Source organism: Marisediminitalea sp., from assembly GCF_984433645.1.
Genome location: NZ_CFIDRX010000013.1, coordinates 25494 through 46480, shown reverse-complemented (window position 1 = coordinate 46480; position 20987 = coordinate 25494). Strand labels below are relative to the sequence as shown.

At 48.2% G+C, this 20987-nt stretch carries 21 protein-coding genes; 17 read left to right on the top strand and 4 right to left on the bottom strand.

Annotated elements, in window-relative coordinates; translation table 11 throughout:
• The 5 genes from AC4MRN_RS03415 to AC4MRN_RS03395 all read left to right on the top strand — a co-directional run.
• Positions 1–1091, top strand: a 1091-nt coding sequence (locus tag AC4MRN_RS03415; protein ID WP_491202525.1) for a 2-isopropylmalate synthase, incomplete at its 5' end; no start/stop codon positions are given.
• On the top strand, positions 1092–2183 hold the full coding sequence (gene leuB / locus AC4MRN_RS03410; protein WP_073323194.1) for a 3-isopropylmalate dehydrogenase: 1092 nt from the start codon (positions 1092–1094) through the stop codon (positions 2181–2183).
• Positions 2184–2197: 14 nt separating this feature from the next.
• Positions 2198–3598 (top strand): 3-isopropylmalate dehydratase large subunit, encoded by a 1401-nt coding sequence (gene leuC / locus AC4MRN_RS03405; RefSeq protein WP_255054126.1) that lies wholly within the window; start codon positions 2198–2200, stop codon positions 3596–3598.
• 3 nt (positions 3599–3601) lie between these two features.
• Entirely contained in the window at positions 3602–4213 is a 612-nt protein-coding gene (gene leuD, locus AC4MRN_RS03400; protein WP_491202524.1) for a 3-isopropylmalate dehydratase small subunit, read from the top strand.
• Between the two features lie 249 nt (positions 4214–4462).
• Positions 4463–5683: a cyclic di-GMP phosphodiesterase gene (locus AC4MRN_RS03395; protein WP_491202523.1), complete on the top strand. Its 1221-nt coding sequence runs from the start codon at positions 4463–4465 to the stop codon at positions 5681–5683.
• A 37-nt stretch (positions 5684–5720) separates the two neighbouring features.
• On the opposite strand, the gene AC4MRN_RS03390 is transcribed toward AC4MRN_RS03395, so the two are convergent.
• A complete protein-coding gene (locus AC4MRN_RS03390; protein WP_491202522.1) occupies positions 5721–6770 on the bottom strand; it encodes a general secretion pathway protein GspB in 1050 nt (349 codons plus the stop codon).
• The gene (locus AC4MRN_RS03385) at positions 6770–7675 is read right to left on the bottom strand and encodes an ExeA family protein (RefSeq protein ID WP_073323203.1); all 906 of its coding nucleotides are present in this window, start codon (positions 7673–7675) and stop codon (positions 6770–6772) included. Before AC4MRN_RS03385 ends, AC4MRN_RS03390 begins: the two co-directional genes overlap by 1 nt.
• Before the next feature lie 125 nt (positions 7676–7800).
• Here AC4MRN_RS03385 and AC4MRN_RS03380 point away from each other — a divergent pair, with 125 nt between their 5' ends.
• From AC4MRN_RS03380 to hemW, 4 genes are read left to right on the top strand one after another with little or no spacing between them, the layout of a single operon-like run.
• On the top strand, positions 7801–8928 hold the full coding sequence (locus AC4MRN_RS03380) for a tRNA nucleotidyltransferase/poly(A) polymerase-related protein (protein ID WP_370240134.1): 1128 nt from the start codon (positions 7801–7803) through the stop codon (positions 8926–8928).
• Positions 8929–8971: 43 nt separating this feature from the next.
• Entirely contained in the window at positions 8972–10216 is a 1245-nt protein-coding gene (gene srmB / locus AC4MRN_RS03375) for an ATP-dependent RNA helicase SrmB (protein WP_491202521.1), read from the top strand.
• Complete coding sequence (gene rdgB, locus AC4MRN_RS03370; protein WP_155014058.1) at positions 10213–10815, top strand: RdgB/HAM1 family non-canonical purine NTP pyrophosphatase; 603 nt, start codon at positions 10213–10215, stop codon at positions 10813–10815. The genes srmB and rdgB overlap by 4 nt, the downstream gene beginning before the upstream one ends.
• On the top strand, positions 10808–11947 hold the full coding sequence (gene hemW, locus AC4MRN_RS03365) for a radical SAM family heme chaperone HemW (RefSeq protein WP_491202520.1): 1140 nt from the start codon (positions 10808–10810) through the stop codon (positions 11945–11947). The genes rdgB and hemW overlap by 8 nt, the downstream gene beginning before the upstream one ends.
• Positions 11948–11964: 17 nt before the next feature.
• Here the strand turns inward: hemW and AC4MRN_RS03360 are convergent, their stop codons facing one another.
• The gene (locus AC4MRN_RS03360) at positions 11965–12906 is read right to left on the bottom strand and encodes a DMT family transporter (protein WP_491202519.1); all 942 of its coding nucleotides are present in this window, start codon (positions 12904–12906) and stop codon (positions 11965–11967) included.
• Between the two features lie 109 nt (positions 12907–13015).
• Here AC4MRN_RS03360 and AC4MRN_RS03355 point away from each other — a divergent pair, with 109 nt between their 5' ends.
• From AC4MRN_RS03355 to AC4MRN_RS03325, 7 genes are all read left to right on the top strand, one after another.
• Positions 13016–13882: a LysR substrate-binding domain-containing protein gene (locus AC4MRN_RS03355; protein ID WP_491202518.1), complete on the top strand. Its 867-nt coding sequence runs from the start codon at positions 13016–13018 to the stop codon at positions 13880–13882.
• Positions 13883–14139: 257 nt separating this feature from the next.
• Positions 14140–14826: a twin-arginine translocation signal domain-containing protein gene (locus AC4MRN_RS03350; RefSeq protein ID WP_073323217.1), complete on the top strand. Its 687-nt coding sequence runs from the start codon at positions 14140–14142 to the stop codon at positions 14824–14826.
• Between the two features lie 7 nt (positions 14827–14833).
• The gene (locus tag AC4MRN_RS03345) at positions 14834–15076 is read left to right on the top strand and encodes a hypothetical protein (RefSeq protein WP_139241575.1); all 243 of its coding nucleotides are present in this window, start codon (positions 14834–14836) and stop codon (positions 15074–15076) included.
• The gene (locus AC4MRN_RS03340) at positions 15066–15920 is read left to right on the top strand and encodes an HprK-related kinase A (protein ID WP_084526512.1); all 855 of its coding nucleotides are present in this window, start codon (positions 15066–15068) and stop codon (positions 15918–15920) included. Before AC4MRN_RS03345 ends, AC4MRN_RS03340 begins: the two co-directional genes overlap by 11 nt.
• On the top strand, positions 15917–17008 hold the full coding sequence (locus AC4MRN_RS03335; protein ID WP_491202517.1) for a nucleotidyltransferase family protein: 1092 nt from the start codon (positions 15917–15919) through the stop codon (positions 17006–17008). The genes AC4MRN_RS03340 and AC4MRN_RS03335 overlap by 4 nt, the downstream gene beginning before the upstream one ends.
• 83 nt (positions 17009–17091) lie before the next feature.
• Positions 17092–17919: an inositol monophosphatase family protein gene (locus AC4MRN_RS03330; RefSeq protein ID WP_491202516.1), complete on the top strand. Its 828-nt coding sequence runs from the start codon at positions 17092–17094 to the stop codon at positions 17917–17919.
• 35 nt (positions 17920–17954) lie between these two features.
• On the top strand, positions 17955–18731 hold the full coding sequence (locus AC4MRN_RS03325; protein ID WP_491202515.1) for a class I SAM-dependent methyltransferase: 777 nt from the start codon (positions 17955–17957) through the stop codon (positions 18729–18731).
• Between the two features lie 140 nt (positions 18732–18871).
• On the opposite strand, the gene AC4MRN_RS03320 is transcribed toward AC4MRN_RS03325, so the two are convergent.
• A complete protein-coding gene (locus AC4MRN_RS03320) occupies positions 18872–19627 on the bottom strand; it encodes an SDR family NAD(P)-dependent oxidoreductase (RefSeq protein WP_487964770.1) in 756 nt (251 codons plus the stop codon).
• 466 nt (positions 19628–20093) lie between these two features.
• Between AC4MRN_RS03320 and AC4MRN_RS03315 the strand changes: the two genes are divergently transcribed.
• Positions 20094–20972 (top strand): NAD(P)-dependent oxidoreductase, encoded by an 879-nt coding sequence (locus AC4MRN_RS03315; RefSeq protein ID WP_155014048.1) that lies wholly within the window; start codon positions 20094–20096, stop codon positions 20970–20972.
• Positions 20973–20987: the final 15 nt, after the last annotated feature.

The following is a 20987-nucleotide window of genomic DNA, read 5'->3' as shown; positions in this document are numbered from 1 at the left end:
TGGTCATCAATGCAGGCGCCACCACGGTCAATATCCCGGACACCGTGGGTTACACAACGCCAACCGAATTTGGCGGTATCATCAAGCAGTTGTTCAATCGCGTCCCTAATATCGACAAAGCCACAATTTCTGTGCACTGTCACAACGATTTAGGATTGGCAGTGGCCAATTCCCTGGCTGCGGTAGAAAACGGCGCTCGTCAGGTAGAATGTACAATTAACGGTATCGGTGAGCGCGCGGGTAACTGTTCACTGGAAGAAATCGCCATGATCCTGCAGACCCGTCAGGCCATGTATGACCTGAATACCAATATCAACTCGAAGGAAATCAGCCGTACGTCCAAGCTGGTTAGTCAGTTGTGTAACATGCCGGTTCAGTCAAATAAGGCGATTGTCGGTAGTAACGCATTCAGCCACTCATCAGGTATCCACCAGGACGGTGTCTTAAAAGCGCAAAATACCTATGAAATTATGACTCCCGAAAGTGTCGGCATTAATAAGAACCACCTGAACCTGACATCACGTTCAGGCCGCCATGTTATCAAACACCGTCTACACGAGCTGGGTTATAAAGAGTCTGATTACGATCTGGAAGCCATTTATGCGGCGTTCCTGAAACTGGCCGACAAGAAAGGACAGGTGTATGACTACGATCTGGAGGCACTGTTGTTCTTCGATCAGCAGAAACACGATCAGGCTTATTATCAGTTAACGTATCTGCACGCGACATCGGGCAAGGAAATTATTCCAAGCGCCACTGTGCAGTTAAAAATTGGTGACGACATTGTCACCCGCAGCGAAACCGGTAATGGTCCGGTAGACGCCTCATACAAAGCCATTATGGCCATGTTGGGTCATAATGATTTAGAAGTTGTCGACTTCAAACTGGATTCAAAAGGCGAAGGTGCAGATGCACTGGCCTCAGTGAGTGTGATCACTGAATACAAAGGCCGTCGTTTCCACGGTATCGGCCTGGCAACCGACATCGTCGAAGCCGGTGTAAAAGCCCTCATCTTCGTATTAAACAACACGTATCTGGCTGATCAGATTGATCAGCAAAAGCATCAACAAGACCGCGTAGCAGGAGTATAAATGAGTCAGTATAACATTGCCGTACTTGCCGGAGATGGCATCGGCCCGGAAGTCATGCAGGAAGCCAATAAGGTTCTGGATGCCATCGAACAGAAATTTGCTGTCTCATTTAACCGCACTGCCTACCCGGTTGGTGGATTTGCTATCGACACGGAAGGCGAAGCCCTGCCAGCCAAAACCCTGCTGGGCTGTGAGCAAGCCGATGCCATTTTATTCGGCTCTATCGGCGGCCCCAAGTGGGATACGCTGCCACTGGAACAACGCCCGGAACGCGCAGCGCTGTTAACCCTGCGCAGTCATTTCGATCTGTTCAGTAACTTGCGTCCGGCAAAGATTTATGCGGGCCTGGAAGATTTATCTCCCCTGCGCAAAGACATCGCTGCCAGCGGTGTCGACGTATTGGTTGTGCGCGAGCTAACCAGCGGTATTTACTTCGGTAAGCCAAAAGGCCGTGAGGGCGAAGGTGAAGAAGAATATGCTTTCGATACCATGCGCTACAGCAAACGTGAAATTCGTCGTATTGCCGTTAGTGCGTTCGAAGCAGCCATGAAACGCGGTAAACGAGTTACCTCGGTAGACAAAGCGAATGTACTGGTCTGCAGCCGCTTGTGGCGCGAAGTAACCGAAGAAGTCGCCAAGGATTACCCGGAAGTCGAGCTGGAGCACATCTATATCGACAACGCGACCATGCAGCTAATTAAAGACCCTGCACACTTCGACGTGATGCTGTGTTCAAATCTGTTTGGTGACATCATTTCCGACGAATGCGCCATGATCACGGGCTCCATGGGTTTATTACCTTCAGCCAGTCTCAACGAAGACGGCTTTGGTATGTATGAGCCAGCTGGTGGTTCAGCACCTGATATCGCGGGTAAAGGCATTGCCAACCCTATCGCGCAAATACTGTCGGCATCAATGATGTTGCGTTACAGTCTTAACCTGACTGACGCAGCCGATGCCATCGACAGTGCAGTGGTAAATGTATTGGAAGCTGGCATTTTAACAGGCGAGTTACTGCCAGCAGATCAGCGTCACAACGCGGCAAACACCGTACAGGTAGGTGACGCCATTGTTAAACACATACTGGCTTAGGAGCGTTCAGACTCATGGCTAAAACCTTATACGATAAAGTCTGGCAAGCGCATGTGATTGACCAGATAGGCGAAGACAGCCTGATTTACATTGACCGTCATTTGATTCACGAAGTCACGTCACCCCAGGCTTTTGCCGGGCTGAACGAAAAAGGCCGCAAAGTGCGCCGTCCGGACCGCACTTTCGCAACCATGGATCACAGCATCTCTACCCGCAGTCTGGCACTGGATGCCTGTGGCCCACAAAACCAATTGCAGTTGCAAACGCTGGCGAAAAACTGCGAGGAACACAATGTAAAACTGTTCCCGGTTGGCCACCAAAAACAAGGTATTGTGCACGTCATGGGTCCCGAGCTGGGTTTAATTTTACCCGGCATGACTGTGGTATGCGGTGATTCTCACACTGCCACGCACGGTGCCTTTGGTGCACTGGCGTTCGGTATTGGTACGTCTCAGGTCGAGCACGTACTGGCAACGCAAACACTGAAGCAAAGCCGCGCAAAGACCATGCAAATTAAGGTCAATGGCAAGCTGGCGACAGGGATTACCGCCAAAGACATCATTCTGGCCATCATTGGCAAGATTGGTCACGCAGGTGCCACCGCGCATGTAATCGAATATTGCGGCGAAGCCATCGAAGCCTTATCGATGGAAGAGCGCATGACCATTTGTAACATGAGCATCGAAGCCGGTGCCAAGGCGGGTATGATTGCACCAGACCAGACCACCTTTGACTACCTGCAGGGTCGCGAATTTGCCCCCAAAGGCGCAGACTGGGACGCAGCCGTCGCTTATTGGAAAACGCTGTTTACCGATGAAGGCGCACAGTTTGATACCGTTGTTGAACTTGAAGCAGCGGATATCGCGCCTCAGGTTACCTGGGGTACCAACCCTGGTCAGGTTATCGGTGTAACAACACCCGTACCTGGCCCGGAAGATTTCAGCGATCCGGTAGAAAAAGAATCGGCAAGAAAAGCGCTGGCTTACATGGGCATTAATGCCGGTGATAAGCTGGCTGATATTCCTGTTTCACATGTGTTTATTGGTTCCTGTACCAATGGTCGTATTGAAGATTTACGTGCCGTAGCGTCAATCGCCAAACAAGGTAAAGTATCCGAGAATGTAACAGCTATCATTGTACCTGGCTCAGGCGCAGTTAAGCGTCAGGCGGAAGCGGAAGGTCTGGATAAAATCTTTACCGACGCCGGCTTTGAATGGCGCTTACCGGGCTGTTCAATGTGTCTGGGGATGAACGATGACCTGCTGCAAGCGGGTGACCGTTGTGCGTCTACCAGCAACCGTAACTTTGAAGGCCGTCAGGGACGTGGTGCGCGCACTCACCTGGTAAGTCCGGCAATGGCCGCCGCCGCTGCATTACGTGGTAAGTTTGCCGACGTCAGAGATTTTCAGGAGTAAACCATGAGCGAATCAACTACCGGAATTAACGTATTAACCGGCACCGCATGCCCTCTGGATCAGGCCAACGTTGATACAGACCAAATCATTCCAAAGCAATTTCTGACCAGCGTAAGCCGTGCAGGTTTCGGTAAGCACCTGTTCCACGACTGGCGCTATCTGGATCTGGAAGAAAAAGAGCCGAACCCGGAGTTTGTGCTGAACAAACCGGAACACGCCGGCGCAACGATATTGTTGTCTCGCGAAAACTTTGGTTGTGGGTCAAGTCGTGAACACGCACCATGGGCGCTGACAGATTTCGGTTTTAAAGCGGTAATTGCCACCAGCTTCGCCGACATCTTTTACGGCAACTGCATGAACAACCAATTGCTGCCTATTGCACTGACCAGCGATCAAATGGACAGCCTGTTTGCCGCTGTTGCTGCTGACGCCACCGCCGAACTAGCTATCGATTTACCGGCTCAAACCGTAACAGTCGGTGAGCAAAGCTGGACGTTTGATATTGCAGAACATCACAAGAACAACCTGGTTAAAGGCCTGGATGCCATTGGTCAAACGCTCGAACTGGGCGAGAAAATCGAATCCTACGAAGCCAACCAACCGGCCTGGCTATAGTAATTTGCTATTATGGTGGTCGCTTTTTTGCGGCCACTTTTCTTTTTAACGGACACCTTTCTTTTAAACGGCCCTTTTCTTGTAAACAGACAAAAAGACCTGTGTCAGTCTATTTTCCATCCCACCGCCATTGCGCATAAATAATCTTCACTTAATCTCATATTAAACAAAAGTTTAATTACTTCTCTACAAACTGCACTATAATTGGATGTATTGTATGAACGGTTGCCTCAATAAGTGGGAGTGCGCATGCTTCGGTGTATCACCATCGATGAATTATTACCAGGGATGTACGTCAATCAGGTACTTGATGACACGGGTAAAGTCAAAATCCGTTCAAAAGGCGTGGTTCGCTCGGAAAAAGTCATTGAGGTGTTGCGGGCAAAGGGTGTAGAGCGCGTCGAAATTGATTGCACTAAAGGTCTGGCACCAGAAGAAAACAATGACGCCCCCATTGAGCCACCTACCGAATCAGCTGAGCCCGTAAAACAAGCTGACAAGCCTACACCGGAAAAGCAGAATGGCTTCACCTCTGACAGTCTGCAAGCAGCAGAAGCCCTGTATCAAAAGGCGGTAACCATTCAGCAGCGTTTTCTCTCGCAATTAGAAGCAGGAAAAGGTGCGGACGTCACCAAACTCAGTGCCCTGACACAAAATATTCTGGAAAGCGTGTTGGACAATAAAGACGCGTTAATGTGCCTTAGCATGATTCAGCGTGGTAAAGATTTCCTGTTAGAGCACTCCATCAACTGCAGCATCTACATGGCCATCCTCACCAATGAGTTGGGGTATGAACAGGATGATGTAGAACAAGCCAGTCTTGCCGGTTTACTTATGGATACGGGCATGATCAATGTTCCCAATGAGTTGTGCGTACCTGAACACCAGTTAAACGATACACAGCGACAGGCATATCGACAGCATGTCTCGGAATCTTTAGCGCTGCTTTCCCAGGCTGAGGGAATTTCCGACACCGTCATTGACATTATTAGCCAGCACCAGGAACGGATTGACGGCTCAGGCTACCCCAATAAATTAACTGACGAACTTATTCACCCACTGGCGAAAGTCGCCGCCGTCATCGATGAATTTTCACGTCTTGGCATGGCAGCGCCCTTTGGGCAGTCGCTGCCAAACAATAAGGTGCTTAAATCACTGTCACAAAATAGTGGGCTGGACCAGTCATTGGTCAATCGCTTAATTGGCGTGCTGGGTATTTATCCGGTGGGCTCTTTGGTAAAACTAAGTAGTGGTAAACTAGGGATTGTCAGCCAGAAAAACCCGTCTAACTTACTGACACCAGTGGTAATGACGTTTTACAGCATTAACAGCGGTCACTATTCTGAAATCAAACGGCTGGATCTGGCAAAGTCCAGTGATGAGATTGTGGCGAGTATCGGTCCGGAAGAGTTTGCTCTCAACTTGCCAAAGTTCTTCTCAGAGGTGTTTATTCACCAAATGCCCGGCTAGCTGACCACCGGGATTGGGAAGATGACCCGTCTGCCTGTTACCAGTCAGTTAGCGCCGTCATGGCAAACACTTCCCCTTCAAATCGCAACACCACCCGCTGTGCTTCAATATTGACAATTTGTACGCGATCATCAATCCAGTCGCCTTCGGTTTTATCCTGACCGTTTACCCTAACCCAACGATCGCGCGGCACAGTCGCATACATGTGCGCACTGAAATCCATTGTTGGTAAGCGCGTTAACAAGCGTGCCGGCAGTTGGTCAATGCGTTTGATGTCATCATGCACCGTGACTTTGGGCTGAGTGGGCACAGGCTCTTCGCCACTGTCTTCTTTTTCCAGATCAGACAGCACTTTATTAAATCGAGCCATAAGCTCAGGCGATACAGACACATTGTCGTCTGGCTCTGCGTTAATAATGTTCTCTTCGACAACGCCTTCGGACTCAACACTGTCAGCAGTCGGGTCTGGTGTTCCGGCTGTATTCTCTTCCTGTGCAACAGTATCTGACTTTTCAGTCTGTGCAGGTTCAGTTTGAGCTACTGGTGAGTCATTCAAACTCGTTTTCTGAGGCGTTGGCGTCTGCTGACCAGCTGCGGTCTGAGGCACAGGCGTTGCGACTGGTTGCTGTGCAATCGGCGCTGGCGAAACTATGGTTTCGTACCAGGAGGGCAACTTTGCCAGTACAAACCCACAGGCTAAACCACCAAAGCCAAGTAACCCGTAAAGAGCAACAGGCTTAAGTGCACGCTGCCACCAGGCAGGCAACCCATTTACCGTAGGTAAAAATAAGCTGCGGTTAAACTGCTCGTTAATCGCCGCATCGGCTTTTCGTGCCTGAGAATCAAACTGTCCTCGCAGCAACGCCTGTGTTGGCGTACTCACTGCTTGTTGTTCGTCATCCAGACATATCTCAACGGTTTGATCAGGATCGTATTCGATTTCCTGAACGCCCATCTCAATCAATCCCTGGATCATTGTCTGACTGGTAATCAGGCCGGATTTCTGAATTTTTACCGGACCGTTCTGCTGGGTCACCCGCGTGATCATCATGCCCGGCTGAGCATCCTGAATAACGATAGTCTTCATTACAGACTCCCCCACCAGTAACCGATGACCACAGTGACGCAGAATACCGCGGCCATGGTCAGTGTTTTCTGGCCTTTTAAGCGCTGCTCTACCACGTCATCGCCGAGAATTTGGCTGGCTGCCGCCATTAACAAGTGCTTTTTCACGGTGGGTTGCTGTTGGGTAAAGGCCAGTGTCATCGCGCGATCACACAGCAAATTAATTACCCGGGGAATACCCGCCGTTACCCGATACATTGCACGTAACGTTGCCGGACTAAAGATACTGACATCCCCCCCCGCAACACTCAGGCGGTGACCGACATACGCTTTTACTTCATCGCTGTTAAGTGGCAGTAAGTGATAGCGCGCTGTGATCCGCTGTGCGAGCTGACGCAGTTCATTGCGCTTAAGCAGCTGTTGCAATTCTGGCTGACCAATTAACACGACCTTGAGTAACTTTTCGCGGTTGGTTTCCAGGTTTGTCAGCAAGCGCAGTTGTTCCAGTACTTCAGGAAGCAAGTGCTGTGCTTCATCAATCATCAGCACGGTATTTTTACCTGCTGCATGGTTGGCGGCTAACTTATTCAGGATCTTGTCAGTAAAATACTTCAGGCTGGCCTGCTGATGTTCGTATTCAATACCCAGCTCATCACACACTGTCGCCAGCAGTTCAATGGCTGACAGCGTCGGATTCAGGATCATCGCTACCTGGGTAGAATCAGGCAATTGCTGCAGCAGCTTTCTCGATACCGTTGTTTTACCCGTACCTACCTCTCCGGTAAGCATCACAAACCCGCCACTCTCCCGTAAACCAAAGGTGAGGTGGGCAAGCGCTTCCTTGTGACGCGGACTCATGTAGAGGTAGTCCGGATTAGGCGCAATCGAGAACGGGTTATCGGTTAGTCCGAAATAGTGTAAAAACATGTCAGCCGGTTGGATATTCCTTGTTGCCGGTAAACTATCAGACTCGGGGGTTAAGTCAACAACCCCGTGTTTTCATGCGCTTAGTCAGGCATAATATCGGCTTAACTGAAGGAAGATACACATCTATGCAAACCTACTTAGTTGGTGGCGCCGTGCGCGATACACTGTTACACCGCCCTGTCACAGAACGCGACTGGGTGGTTGTGGGCGCAACCCCGGATCAACTGCTGAACAAAGGCTTTCAGCAAGTAGGCAAAGACTTCCCGGTATTCTTACACCCCAAAACCGGGGAAGAATATGCCCTGGCGCGCACTGAACGTAAATCAGGTGAAGGCTATACCGGCTTTGTATGCCATGCGAGCCCGGATGTCACTCTTGAAGAAGATCTGCGCCGCCGCGATTTAACCGTAAATGCCATGGCCATGAGCGATGATGGCAACATTATAGACCCATTTAACGGTCAGCAGGATTTAATCAACAAAGTTCTGCGTCATGTCAGTGACGCTTTCAGTGAAGACCCTTTACGTGTATTTCGGGTCGCGCGGTTTGCCGCCCGTTACGATTATCTCGGTTTTAAAGTAGCGCCTGAGACTGTCGCGCTGATGACAGCAATGTGCAGTACGCCGGACATCAAAGCGTTAAGTCAGGAGCGGGTATGGAAAGAAACCAGTCGAAGCCTGATGGAAGGCACGCCTGCGGTCTATTTCGAGATATTGAAGAAGGTGGGAGCCCTCAATATATGGATGCCCGAGCTAGATAATCTGGCCGAGTTGCCTTGCCTGTTGTCTCAATTGAACAAATCAGCGGCAGACGACGCGGACTTGCCCACACGCTGGGCGTTACTGTGCTCTGCATTAACAGAAAGCCAGGTTCGTAACTTGGGCACACACCTGAAAGCGCCCAATCTGGAGCAGGATGCTGCACTGAATGCCTGCCAGTTGCTAAATCATTTGGCCGCAGCACAACAAAACGCAGAAGCGCTGCTAAGCGTGTTAAACAAGGTAGATGCCTGGCGCAGACCGGAACGGCTTTCGCAATTACTGCAGGTAGCGAAATACTGGCCAGCAGAACAGCCGACATCCATACAGGCAGAATGCTTTACGGGCTCTCTTGATGTCGCTAAACGCATCGACGTGCAGCGCATTATTGCCAGCGGCGCAAAAGGGCCGGAAATCAAAAAGCAATTAACCGCCCAGCGATTACACGCAATCACTGAATATCTGTCTGAATGTGGCAGTGTTCAACCCAAATAGTGCTACAATAGCGCCATTGAACGAAGTGCATATCTGACTATTAATGACATTTGAAGAATTAGAACTCGACGACAAGCTTTGCCGTGCCCTGACAGAAATGGGTTTGACCCGCCCTACTACCATTCAGACGATGGTGGTTCCTGTTGCAATGGAAGGTAAAGACGTCCTGGCGTCGGCCCCCACAGGCACAGGCAAAACCCTGGCGTTTTTGTTACCAGCCTGTCAGTTTTTGCTGGACTTCCCACGCCAGCATCCCGGCGCCACCCGCATTCTGATACTCACACCTACCCGGGAACTCGCGCTGCAGGTGTTTGAACAAGCGAAAGCGGTGACGCAATTTACCAATTTGGTGTGCGGCGTGATCACCGGTGGCATCAACTATGGCACAGACAAAGAAACATTAAGTCAGAATCTGGATATTCTGGTCGCTACACCGGGCCGCTTGTTCGAGCACATTCAACAGGAAAGTGCCGACTGCCGCGATATCGAATGTTTAATTCTCGACGAAGCCGACCGCATGCTGGACATGGGCTTTTCGGCCATTGTGAATCAGATTGCCTCTGAAGCGCGCTGGCGTAAACAAAACATGTTGTTCTCAGCGACGCTTGAAGGGGCTGGTGTTAAGCACTTCTCCAATGACCTGCTCAATGAACCCGCGGTGGTAGAAGCCGATCCGCCTCGTCGAGAAAAAGCCAAAATCCATCAGTGGTATCACCTGGCCGATGACCTGGATCACAAAGTTGCCCTGTTAATCCATATTCTGAAAACCCAAATTAGCAGCGCCGTGGTCTTTGTAAAAACACGTGAGCGTCTGCAATGGTTACGTGAGCAATTACAAAAACAAGGCATTGAAGTGTGCTATCTGCAAGGTGAAATGCCTCAGGATAAGCGAATAGCCGCCCTAGGCCGTTTTAAAAGTGGTACGGTTCCCATTTTGTCGGCTACCGATGTTGCTGCCCGCGGTATTGACGTGCCCAATGTGAGCCATGTCATTAACTTCGACATGCCTCGCAAGGCCGACGTGTATGTGCACCGTATAGGTCGCACCGGTCGAGCTGGAGCTAAAGGCACCGCCATTGCTCTGGTTGAAGCGCATGATTATGAGATGATTGGCCGGGTTGGCCGCTATATGAATGAGCCGGTTAAAGCTCGCGTCATTAGCGAACTGCGTCCCAAAAACAAAGCGCCGTCGACCAAAGGCAAGAAAAAGCCTGCAAAAACCAAGGCCCAGGCAAAGGCCAAAGCGAAGAAAAAAGCAAACACCGGTAAAGGAAAATCAACATCATGAGCTTCCCTGAAAAAATCGTCCTTGCTACGGGCAACGCGGGCAAAGTGAAAGAGTTTGCCAGCCTGTTTGAAGCACTGTCTATCGAAGTGATCCCGCAAAGTTCGCTGAATGTGAGTAGTGTGCCTGAAACCGGTACCACCTTCGTGGAAAACGCCATTATTAAAGCCCGCCATGCCGCCAAAGAAACCGGATTACCCGCCATTGCCGATGATTCCGGCTTGGTTGTGGATTTGTTAGGTGGCGCCCCGGGCATTTACTCATCGCGTTTCGCAGGTGAATCCGCATCGGATGATGACAACATTACCAAATTGCTCGAAGCGCTGGGTGACGACAATCAACGCAACGCACACTTCCAGTGTGTACTGGTGTTTATGCGTCATGCTGATGACCCCATCCCCTTAATCAGTGAAGGCCAGTGGCATGGCAGTATTACCCGCCAGCGACATGGCGAAGGGGGTTTTGGTTATGATCCTGTGTTTTACGCCAACAGTTTTAAATGTACTGCTGCAGAGCTGACAAAAGCCCAGAAAAATACCGCGAGTCATCGCGGTCAGGCAATGCAACAGTTACTCAACAGCATGAAGCAGACCTTTGCGTAATCCACCGTTAAGCCTGTACATCCATATTCCGTGGTGTGTACAAAAGTGTCCTTATTGTGACTTTAACTCCCACGCGCAAAAAGGCGTTATTCCTGAAAAGGAGTATGTCGCGCACCTGTTGGATGATCTGGTAACCGATGCAAAATCCATTGGTAATCGGGAGGTCACCACCATTTTTATTGGTGGCGGTACACCGAGCTTGTTTGAACCTGACAGCATTGCCCATTTACTCAATGGCGTTGCCGAACGCGTAGCGCTGGCTGACGATGCTGAAATTACCATGGAAGCTAATCCGGGAACCATCGAAGCGGCGCGTTTTGACGGCTTTGTACAAGCTGGCGTGAATCGCTTTTCTGTTGGTGTGCAGAGCTTCCAACCTGATCACCTGAAAGTGCTTGGGCGAATTCACGATGATAAACAGGCGCGTTTCGCGCTAGGCCAGGCAAAGCACAGCGGTGCTCGCAGCATGAACATAGATTTAATGCACGGTTTACCTGAACAATCTCTGGACAACGCTCTACAGGATCTCAATGACGCCATTGACCAACAACCTGAGCACCTGTCCTGGTATCAGCTGACTATTGAGCCCAACACCCCGTTTTACTCACGCCCGCCCGAATTACCGAACGACGACGTTCTGTGGGATATTCAGAACGCCGGTCATGCCCGTTTACAAGCAGCTGGGTATGAACAATATGAAATATCCGGCTACAGCAAACCGGGCTATCAATGTCGGCACAATTTGAATTACTGGCGCTTTGGTGACTATCTGGGCATTGGCTGCGGCGCACACGGTAAAATTACCGATGCAGATTCGGGTACTATCACTCGCACAGTCAAGGTCAAACACCCGCGCGGTTATATGACATTGGGACGGGAATATCTGGATTCAGCCCAACTCGTCGAATCGGATGATGTGGCCTTTGAATTTTTTATGAATCGCTTTCGTCTCGTCGAGCCGTGCCCAAAAGCTGACTTCGAAGCATTTACCGGCACAACGCTCACCATCGCTCAACAGATGGAGTTAAATAAAGCGGTAGAGCAAGGCCTGCTATTGGAATCAGAACGTCATTGGCAGGTAACCGCACAAGGCAGGCGTTATCTGAACAGCCTGCTAAGTGCGTTTGTTTAATTTTAGGATTGCTGGTTTCAGGCCGAACAAACGGTCTTCCGGCGTGCCAGTAGCCGCCAATTCTTCAGGGGCACATTACTTACACACGTACCAGTCAGTATTAGTGTTAATGCGATAGTAAGCCCAAGCGTCCATTGTTCGCCAAACAAGGGCACGGCGATGACACTGGCGAATACCGGCACCAATGCCATCAGACCGCCCATTTTAGTCGCACCAATCAAATGGACCGCCCGGCCGTATAATACCATTTGGATCGTAGTTGCCATTACCCCCTGATAGAAAGCCTGTAAACCCACCATCTCCAACGGCACATCTAATAGACGATGCGGCATAAACAATATGTATATTGGAGTAAACAGTACAGTGGTAACAGCAATAATGCCCAGTGTGGCGTGCCAGGGGGCAAACTGCCATCTGCGCAACAGCACAGTAAAGACTCCCCAGAATACGCACGCAACCACAAAACTTATGTCTCCCTGCAAATAGCGGTTATCAGATGTCAGCGTTTCAATTAATAATGCCGCAATGCCCAGACTACTAATAATAATGCCTATCCAGGAAGACTTGGTGTGTCTTTCACCAGCTACAAAATAGGCGAATACTGCAATCATAATAGGCATCAATCCCGGTAGCAGCAGTGCGGCATGCGTGGCGGGGGCATGAGCAAAGCCATTAAACACAGACAACGCGTAAGCCAATCCGCCAATCGCGCCCAGCACGCCCATTCTCCACTGAAAAATCGTTTTTCTATAGCGCCAGATGAAAGGCGAAAATAACGTAAATGCCGTACCAAACCGCACCATAATCATGTCCGGTATAGCCAGTGCGGCTAACGCGCCAGCTTTGGAAACCAGAATAAATCCAGTCCAGATCATCACGGCCCCCAGGGCATACATGACGCCTTTAAGTGGCATAGTTTGATTGTCAAAAGTCTGACCGGTATTCAGCGTATTACGCATTTATATTTCCTGCTTGCTTTCATTGATACACATTATAAAATGCCCACATATTCATTAATAATGAATAATAAAGAAAAAACTATTCACTAAATATGAAAAATAAAGCCCTATGGATATTTCAGATTTACTCGTATTAAAAGCCGTGGTTGAGCATAACGGCGTCAGTCGTGCAGCAGAAGCACTGCATCGCGTGCCGTCAAACATCACCGCTCGTATCAAAAAATTAGAGAGTGAGCTGGGTATTAATTTATTTCTTCGCGAGAATAATCGCCTGACGGTCACCTCCGCTGGGCTCAGATTACTGGAGTACGCCGACAAGATTCTTCAGTTGCAAAAAAGTGCAATAGCCGAGCTAACTGAAACTGAACCTTCGGGCTTGCTCAGACTCGGTTCCATGGAGAGCAGCGCCGCATCCAGGCTTCCTTTCATCCTGTCGCAATTCCATCATCAATACAGCGCGGTGCAACTTGAATTAATGACGATGGCGTCTATGCCTTTAATCGATAAGGTACTGGAAGGTGAATTAGATCTGGTGATGGCCTCAGACCCACCCAGCGATCCAAGGCTCAACACAACGCACTGCTTCGATGAAGAACTTGTGTTGATCATGCCTGCTGATTGGCAACAACTACCTGAACTACCGGGCTCACTAACAATGGTCGGTTATAACAAAGGATGCTCCTATCGCCACCGACTCGAAACCTGGTTAACCCGCCATGGGCATACTTGCGATAAAGTCATCGAGATTCCAAGCCATTTCACCATGATTGGCTGTGTTATTGCTGGCATGGGCCTGGGTATGGTGCCGCGCTCACTGCTGGGCTTGCATAAAACGGATGGCCTCTTCGTACAATCTATCGATGATGACATCGCCAACGCCCCCACCTATCTTGTCTCCAGGAAAGACAATCCATCCAGTGCGATAAGTGCCTTCATTACCTGCACGTTAAGCTCGCCTGATGCCGTAGGAAAATAATGCACGCTTTATCATTTTCTGGTTAATTCTGGTTAATGCTTTTTCGTGATCAGACCTGCACTAAAGCTATTGCGCACAACGAAATATAGGGGTAACCTCCTATTGAATTGTATAAAAAATTGTCAACTTTCTTTACAGCACATTCAACTATTGACTAATATAAAAAAATAAAAAACAATATAATCAGAGGCTTGAATTTTTGGCATACTTTTTCCATAAGTTGCGTTAAGTCTGTTATAAGGGATCAGGAGAGGTAAATGGAGTCAAACCAGTCAAAACAATCACGCCGTGGTTTTATAAAAAAAGCAGCCGTCGGTGCAGCGCTTACTTCATTACCGGTAAAGTCAGTTTGGGCCACAAACTCCTGCAGTATGTCAGGCCAGTTGTCTGGCAACCTTTCTCAAACATCGGGTAATACACAGCCACTTTGCGATACCCCTATTTTATCTGGAGGTCGCTCTCATGGCTTCTGGTATCAGGGCGGTCAGACACTTCCGGGCAGTAATGGTAATAGTATCAAAAATGTATTCCCCCAAATGGGAAGCAACCCAAGTAATACCACAAAGGATTGTTGGAGAACAATGGTCGCTACTGTCAGAGACACTACCAAATTGGGTATTAATAGCTCACTGGCATTGGAACTAAATGTAAGTACCAATATAACCTTAACTCAGGCCTTTCAGCATCACGGTAACGGAAGTGGAATATTGAGGCAGGGTGCTACTGCATATCTCAATACTTATTTCGAACTTTATAATGGCATAATCTCGAGTGGGAGTGCTGCGCAGTCTAGAATGGCAGCAGAAGAAGTTGCCAATATGGTTATGAATAGAATGTATTTGGATAGCGGTTGGGGAACGGATTCTGACCTAGGATATACCAACGGATATTCAAAAGCGCCGTCTTCAAGCTTCTTATTCTCTGGTATGAATTGTTCGTCGTAAAGCCAGTGTGAAAAAGTGGATGTTTGCCGCATCTGTTGAGATGCGGCCGCTTGCTGATAATTCCGGTATTGTGTTGTTTGATAGTTGTTTAAATCAAACTCATTTACTGCGTTTTACTTCCGACGCCAATCACGCTTCAACATTCTCTCCCCCTTTTACATCTGACGAATTTTCTGTTTTTTTTGGTGCTGAATCAGGCACACTTGATGTATTGGTGAGCAGAAAGCTGGTTATCCCTTTTGAGCATTAATTACTTAAACCTTGGACTGTTGCAATCAAACTGCCTGACACTGCCAACGGCAGCAGCTCAAAGTGCACAACTTATTTATGGTGACGCGCCGAGACAGGACATATCAAGCTTCTGCGTGGCAGTAAAACCTGCGTCATTATTACGCCGCTTTATTAAACCCATAGTAGAGTTTGAGAGTAATTTCCGGATCCCTTTTAAACCTCTGCCCGCTAGCCAAAGCTACGCTTTGCTAGAGTGGGGGCTAAACTGGTGTCTGGCTACCGGACATTTCAACCACCTTTTACTTCACGCCGCGGTGCTGGTAAAAGAAGGCCAGGCTGTTCTTTTTCCGGCCATGCCAGGTTCGGGCAAAAGCACGTTAACTGCCTGGTTAGGCCTGAACGGCTGGAGCGTGTACTCTGATGAAATGGCGGTTATCGACTTACACACTGGTACAGTACAGCCAATGTACCGCCCTATCTGTTTAAAAAATCTGTCTATCGATTTAATTCAAAAATGGTCACCTGATGCGATCTTAACACCGGTTTGCCACGATACAGCCAAGGGCAGTGTTGCACATTTAAAAGCACACAACTGGCAGGAATTTTCGACATTCTCACCGGCGCGAATTGTCGGTGTGGTATTTCCGAAATACGATGCCTCAGCGACAGAACCACAACTCTATTCTGTCGATAAATTACAAACTTTTGAGAACTTCTATACCAATGCATTTAATTACCATGTGCTCGGACAAGCTTCTTTCGATATCCTGGCCAGGGTAGTAAACCAAATTCAAGGGTTTGAAGTGCATTACGCCTCACTTGACTTCATGAGTGACTTTTTAACGGATGAATTGTTGTCGTGAAACAACTGGAACTGGAACGGTTTATTGCAATCATCGCTGCTCCAAAGCAAGTACAACAACTCAGTGCTTCGGATTGGGAAATGCTGTTGTGGGTTTTGGATACTGCTCGCCTTGAAGCATGGCTAAATGCGCAACTAGAACCTATCGGTCTGAAGGATAGCCTTCCTGCAACTGTACAAACACGACTCGACAGTGCAATGATTTATGCTGAGCGTCAGCAAAAACAAGTACGATACGAATGCGAGATCATCAGCTCGCTGCTGTCAGAGAAGCGCATAACCCCGCTTTTTTTAAAAGGCGCTGCCTATGTGATCAGCGCAGAATTCAATAGTGCAGGTAGAATCTGTTCTGATATCGATGCCCTGGTTAAACAAGATGAGCTTGATGTTGCCGAACGGCAGCTAAAAATGAATATGTGGCTGTCTCAGGACGTCGATGATTACGATGACAAATATTATCGCGAATATGCCCATGAAATCCCGCCAATGATGCAAGCCGAACGCGGGACAGTTCTTGATTTACACCATAACTTGTTTTTACCTGTTAGTGGCCGCGCACCTAAAATAGAGCAGTTTTGGGCAACGACAACGACTAACGACAACGGTTTATCGACGTTGAAACCTGCTGCTGCGTTGGTCCACAGTATGATTCACCTGCTGATGAACGAGGAGGTGACCTATGGCCTCCGCGACTGTCTGGACATGCAATCTATTATCGACACGCACAATAGTGATTCGTTTTGGCTGGAAGTAAGTACTCTGGTGGTAGATAACGACTTCACCTATGAATATCAATTGCTGCTGCTATTGCTAGACATTCTGTTTGGCCGGGAGACGGTTAAGCAGCAAATACTCGCCCAACAAATAACAGCGGATACGAAAACCCGATTTTGGTTATGGTGTTACCGTAAAGCGGTTATGCCTGATCACCCTCATCTCTGCAATCGTTATGCTGGTGTTGCAAGAGCCGCTGTGTATTGCAGGGGGCACAGTCAAAAAATGCCATTGGCAACGCTATTGAAACACAGTACGGTTAAACTCTATAAAGCTGCACGGAAAGCGTTGGTTGGCGAAGCTGACAAAGAGTAGCGGTTGGCGTAAACGGGCATGAACCTCAGGGACAACCTCTTTCCGCTTATAATGCGCGTGGAACAAGCCTAAAAGGACACTGTATGATCACCGAATCACAGCTACATCAATTGGCAGAGCTATGTCGTCAGGCTTCCGACATTGAAATAATGCCTCGTTTCAGGCAGCTTGAAGACACGCACATCAAACAGAAGCTCAATCACAATGATTTAGTCACTATTGCCGACCAGGCAGCAGAGAAATTCATTATGGAGAGACTGCATACGCTATACCCAGATGCCCTGCTAATCGGTGAGGAAAGCGTTTATGCGGATGCTACAGCACTCGACCAATATCAGGATGCCGAACTGAGCTTTGTTCTGGACCCAATAGATGGAACCTGGCATTACGCCAATGGCTCTGTGTATTTTGGCGTTATGCTTGGCGTCGCAAGCTATGGAAAAATGATTGGCGGAATTATTTTTGAACCGGTAACGGGCCACTACCTTTGGGCCCTCGAGGGTAAAGGAGCGTTCGACCGAATAAACGGCACAGATCAACCCTTGCGAGTGGGCCGCCACGCGAGTCGCAAGTTGTCTGACACCATGGGCTGTTATTCATTCGGTGTTGCTAAGGGAGATGAGCGCGAACAAGCACTTCAGGTCGCAAGCAAGCTGGGCCGTTTAATGGACTACCGCTGTGCAGCTGCCGAATATCGTCTGCTGGTGACGGGGGCGATTTCCTTTGTCGTCTTTCAAAACACGCTGAACCTATGGGACCACGGTGCCGGGCAATTGATAGCGAAAGAAGCCGGCGCGGCTACGCGAATGCTCAACGGAGAAGATTACCAGCCTCAGGTGGCAGGAAAACTGATCGTTGCAGAAAGTGAAGCGCGCTGGCAAGAGTTAGCCACACTCTTTAACTCCAATTAAGTACCAACTTAGACACATTGGGAAACAGCAAGAAAATGGGGCTATTTAAACGCATTAACCTGGCACTCAGTCGTCGTATTCACTGGCGCTTGCCCAATGCGTTAACCGAACCACTTTTCCCGGACTACGAACGGTTGATATTACAATACGTGTCAAAGCTCGACGCTGGCACGGTACTGGATGTTGGTGCGGGGTATCTGCTACCTGACTCATTAAAGTATCAACGTAACCCGAATATTACCTTGATAGGGATGGATATTCTGCCCTCATCACTGGAACAAAACACCGATATTGACGCAGCCGTTATTGCCGATGCCTGCAAACCCTGGCCGTTCGAAGATAACACTTTCGACGTCGTCTTTAGTCGTTCCGTTATGGAGCATCTTTATGACAACGATACCTTTGTCAGTGAAATGCACAGAACACTCAAGCCAGGAGGAATTTGTATTCACGTGCTACCGGGTAAACATGCGCCGTTTTCAATCTTAAACAGATTACTACCCAATAAAGTAACCAAAAAGCTGGTGGAGTGGGCGTTTCCAGAACGAAAAGGCGAGCTAGGGTTTGTGGCTTATTATCATCACTGTTCGCCCCCTGCCCTGCAGCGATTATTTGAGCGTAACGGATTCACCATTGAATACGAGCGGCTTCGTTACTATCAATCGGCATACTACGTTGCTTTCTTCCCTGTTTTTTTCCTATCTGCGATATATGACTGGGTAGTATGGAAGTTTGGTGCTAAAAGACTGGCTTCACAAATGTTAATTGTTGCCGTCAAAGAAAAGATTAATGCAGAAAATAAGTCGGATTAAGTCTGAAACTTAGGCCAGTAAAAAACGGCGACCTATGTCGCCGTCTAACTGAAAATAGCATTGATGTGCTTGATTTACTGAGGGTCTTATCAGTAATCAACTGATGACACAGCCTGGCTATGGTCAGTTAAAATTAAACATTAAATTCCCAATGCTTGCCCACCGCCTATCTGGACAGTTTCCGCTGTCACAAATGATGCGTCCTCACTGACCAGAAACGATATGACTGACGCGACTTCTTCTGGTTGCCCTAATCGCCCGAGTAAAATACTGTTTTTCCAGGACGCAAATACATCCGGTTTTGTCGCTTTAATCTGCGCGTGAAACGGCGTATCAATCGTACCAGGCGAAACAGCATTAACTCGGATACCGGCTGGCGCCAGTTCCTTAGCCAAGGCACGGGTCAGTGTATTGACAGCAGCCTTCGAGACGCCATAAATACCTGCTCCCGGGCCACCTGCGTTCCAAGCTGCATTCGAGGTATAATTCACGATAGAGCTGCCCACCGCGTTTTTCAGGAAGGGGATAGCCGCTCTCGATACAAAAAACGTGCTGTCCAGGTTCAGCGCCATCACCGAGCGATAAAACTCAGTGGTCATACCCTCAATGGGACTTCTGCCGCCGAGGCCACCCGCATTATTAATAACACAATCAATCTTACCGTATTTTTCACCAATGCTACGAACATGTCGGGTAACCGCCTCTTCATCTGTTACATCAAATCCGACATACTCAGCTTCGATCCCCATAGCAACTAGCTCTGTTACTCTGGCTTGTCCTTTCTCTGCTTCTATACCATTTAATACCACAAGGTAACCATCGTTCCCCAACCTTTTGGCAACTTCAAAACCAATACCACCTGTAGCACCAGTGATCAACGCTATTTTCTTTGACATTCTATTTCCTTACCCACCAACATTATTACCAATACTAGTAACCACTCCCAATTTGGTCAACCAAAATTTGGAAATAACACTTTATTAACTATGAAACAAGACCATTAATTAGCAATAGAGACAAACAGTGTGTGTGTAAGAGCTAGGAATTTTGATGACTGGACCAGCGTTAGGGAAAAATTTTTCTATATAAAAATAGACAGTTAGGAAAAACAACAAAAAAGTTTCATATATGAAACAATAATTACAGGCCAAATTACACCCAAATATAGGCAAATCATTACAAGTCATGCACTTAACCAGAATTACATATTGGTTGACAAATTGGCCATATATTAATACTGTTTTAACATATTTTTTGGTCAGCGATAAAAACAGGTTACAAGTAATGTCGTTGACTATTCATCTTACACATTTTGTGCCACTAGCTTAAAAAGCAGGTGGATTAACATTTTAGGAGTGACGTATGTCTAAACCGGTTATTGGTTTTATTGGGCTTGGCCTAATGGGCGGGAATATGGTGGAAAACCTACAGAAAAAAGGTTACCCATTAGTTGTTATGGATCTGAACCCTGAAGCGGTAAATGTCTGTGTAGAAAGAGGCGCAAAGGCCGCAAACACTCCAAAAGAACTAGCAGAACAAGCTGATATCGTCATGTTGTGCTTAACTACATCGGCTGTTGTAGAGAAGGTGATTTTTGGGGAAAACGGTCTGGCTGAAGGAATGAAGCAAGGCTCGACGCTGATTGATTTTGGTACATCTGTACCAGCGTCAACCCGGAAAATTGGTGAAGCGCTGGCAAAGATTGGTGTTGGCATGGTGGATGCGCCTTTAGGCAGAACACCAGCTCACGCAAAAGACGGTTTGCTGAATATCATGGCCGCAGGCAACAAAGACACCTTTGAAAAAGTCAGACCTGTACTGGAAGACCAGGGTGAAAATGTCTTTTATCTTGGTGAATTAGGTGCCGGACATACAACAAAACTGATCAATAATTTTATGGGGATGACTACCGTCTGTGCCATGTCGCAAGCCTTTGCCGTAGCCGAAAAGGCCGGCGTAGACCGTCAGCAACTGTTCGATATCATGTCAACAGGACCATCCAGTTCGCCTTTCATGCAATTTTGTAAGAACTACGCCGTAGACAATGTAAGCGATTTGGGCTTTTCCATTGCAAACGCAAATAAAGATCTGGGCTACTTCCTGCAAATGGTCGATGACCTGGGCACCTCTTCTAAAATTGCTGAAGGTTCTTCGGCAAATCTGCAGGCCGCATTCGACGCAGGTATGGGACAAGGTAATGTGCCTGAAATCTTTGACTATTATCTGAAATTATCGAAGTAACCGACTAAGGTAAAC

What these genes read in the sequence shown, in the direction of transcription:
- leuB (WP_073323194.1), top strand. Translation starts at nt 1,092, where the DNA reads ATGAGTCAGTATAACATTGCCGTACTTGCCGGAGATGGCATCGGCCCG.
- leuC (WP_255054126.1), top strand. Translation starts at nt 2,198, where the DNA reads ATGGCTAAAACCTTATACGATAAAGTCTGGCAAGCGCATGTGATTGAC.
- leuD (WP_491202524.1), top strand. Translation starts at nt 3,602, where the DNA reads ATGAGCGAATCAACTACCGGAATTAACGTATTAACCGGCACCGCATGC.
- AC4MRN_RS03395 (WP_491202523.1), top strand. Translation starts at nt 4,463, where the DNA reads ATGCTTCGGTGTATCACCATCGATGAATTATTACCAGGGATGTACGTC.
- AC4MRN_RS03390 (WP_491202522.1), bottom strand. Translation starts at nt 6,770, where the DNA reads ATGAAGACTATCGTTATTCAGGATGCTCAGCCGGGCATGATGATCACG.
- AC4MRN_RS03385 (WP_073323203.1), bottom strand. Translation starts at nt 7,675, where the DNA reads ATGTTTTTACACTATTTCGGACTAACCGATAACCCGTTCTCGATTGCG.
- AC4MRN_RS03380 (WP_370240134.1), top strand. Translation starts at nt 7,801, where the DNA reads ATGCAAACCTACTTAGTTGGTGGCGCCGTGCGCGATACACTGTTACAC.
- srmB (WP_491202521.1), top strand. Translation starts at nt 8,972, where the DNA reads ATGACATTTGAAGAATTAGAACTCGACGACAAGCTTTGCCGTGCCCTG.
- rdgB (WP_155014058.1), top strand. Translation starts at nt 10,213, where the DNA reads ATGAGCTTCCCTGAAAAAATCGTCCTTGCTACGGGCAACGCGGGCAAA.
- AC4MRN_RS03360 (WP_491202519.1), bottom strand. Translation starts at nt 12,906, where the DNA reads ATGCGTAATACGCTGAATACCGGTCAGACTTTTGACAATCAAACTATG.
- AC4MRN_RS03355 (WP_491202518.1), top strand. Translation starts at nt 13,016, where the DNA reads ATGGATATTTCAGATTTACTCGTATTAAAAGCCGTGGTTGAGCATAAC.
- AC4MRN_RS03350 (WP_073323217.1), top strand. Translation starts at nt 14,140, where the DNA reads ATGGAGTCAAACCAGTCAAAACAATCACGCCGTGGTTTTATAAAAAAA.
- AC4MRN_RS03330 (WP_491202516.1), top strand. Translation starts at nt 17,092, where the DNA reads ATGATCACCGAATCACAGCTACATCAATTGGCAGAGCTATGTCGTCAG.
- AC4MRN_RS03325 (WP_491202515.1), top strand. Translation starts at nt 17,955, where the DNA reads ATGGGGCTATTTAAACGCATTAACCTGGCACTCAGTCGTCGTATTCAC.
- AC4MRN_RS03320 (WP_487964770.1), bottom strand. Translation starts at nt 19,627, where the DNA reads ATGTCAAAGAAAATAGCGTTGATCACTGGTGCTACAGGTGGTATTGGT.
- AC4MRN_RS03315 (WP_155014048.1), top strand. Translation starts at nt 20,094, where the DNA reads ATGTCTAAACCGGTTATTGGTTTTATTGGGCTTGGCCTAATGGGCGGG.